The 1,247-nt window shown below is 70.8% G+C and carries 2 protein-coding genes; one reads left to right on the forward strand and one right to left on the reverse strand.

The window, feature by feature from the left end; translation table 11 throughout:
• Positions 1-103 precede the first annotated feature (103 nt).
• Positions 104-553: an Lrp/AsnC family transcriptional regulator gene (locus AC6EI8_RS26585; RefSeq protein ID WP_053822624.1), complete on the reverse strand. Its 450-nt coding sequence runs from the start codon at positions 551-553 to the stop codon at positions 104-106.
• Positions 554-906: 353 nt separating this feature from the next.
• Between AC6EI8_RS26585 and AC6EI8_RS26590 the strand changes: the two genes are divergently transcribed.
• Positions 907-1,247 (forward strand): saccharopine dehydrogenase NADP-binding domain-containing protein (locus tag AC6EI8_RS26590; RefSeq protein ID WP_498383406.1); only part of this gene is annotated, 341 nt, incomplete at its 3' end.

Here is a 1,247-nt window from a genome sequence, read left to right on the forward strand (position 1 = left end):
GGGGCGCGGGGGCGCGGGCAAGAGAGCAAGAGGGCAGGAGCAGGGGCAGAGGGGAGGGGGCGGGGACGCCAAGGAGCCCCAATGCCGAAGCCGAGGCTGCCCGTCACCCCACCGGCCGCCGCCGGTCGATCTTGCGCGCCAGCACGATCGACGTGCTGGTGTGGTTCACGCCATCGAGCGCGCCGATCTCGTCGAGCAGCCGGTCCAGCCGCGCATGCGTATCGCAGCGGATCACCGCCATGTAGTCGACCGGCCCGCTGACCGAATCGAGCTCCACCACCTCGGGGAAGCGCTGCAGCGCGCGCAGTACCGTGGGCGCGGTCTTGGGCTGCACCGACAGCCCGCAGAACGCCAGGATCGCGTTGTCCTCCATCTGCTGGCCCAGCCGCACGCCATAGCCGGCGATCACGCCGAGCCGCTCCAGCCGGGCGATGCGGGCGACCACCGTGGTGCGGGCGATGCCGAGCTTGCGCGCCAGATTGGCGGCGCTGTCGCGCGCATTGGCCTGCAATAGCGACAGCAGGTGACGGTCGGTCTGGTCGAGGTCGGTCATGCGGTCTCCGTCTACGGGCTTCAGGCTGCGGGCTGCGGGCTGCGGGCTCCGGGGCTCCGGGGCTCCGGGCTCCGGGCTCCGGGCTCCGGGCTCCGGGCTCCGGGCTCCGGGCTCCGGGCTCCGGGCTCCGGGCTCCGGGCTTCGGGCTTCGGTCTGGTGCGGTGCCGGCGTCTCGTCGTTTCGTCGAGATACATCGTCGATTCGCCCGATTATGGCGGGTTTTCGTCATTGTTGTCTGTTCAATCCGACGGCGCGCGACACCATACTTTGGGTACGGGATGGCTCGATGCGCCGGCACCCGGCCATCCCGCGCGACATTGGCACGCTTCCATTTCCCGCGTCGGAGGACCGTCATGAACAACAACCTTTCCTTCCCTTCGGCTCGTTCCGGTGCGGCGCTGCCCGTCACCGTGCTCGGTGCCGGCAAGATCGGCCGCACCATCGCCGCCATGCTGCAGGACAGCGGCGACTACGCGGTGACCGTGGTCGACCGCTACCGCGACGCGCTCGACGCGCTGCCAGCCGGCGTCTCCACGCGCCTGGCCGATCCCTCCGAGCGGCAGGCCTGCATGGACGCGCTGGCAGGCGCCGCCGCGGTGATCAACGCCTTGCCCTTTCATGCCGCGGTGCCGGTGGCGACCGTTGCCGCCGAACTGGGCGTGCACTACTTCGACCTGACCGAGGACGTCGCGGC

This window comes from Cupriavidus sp. R6-3, assembly GCF_059772245.1.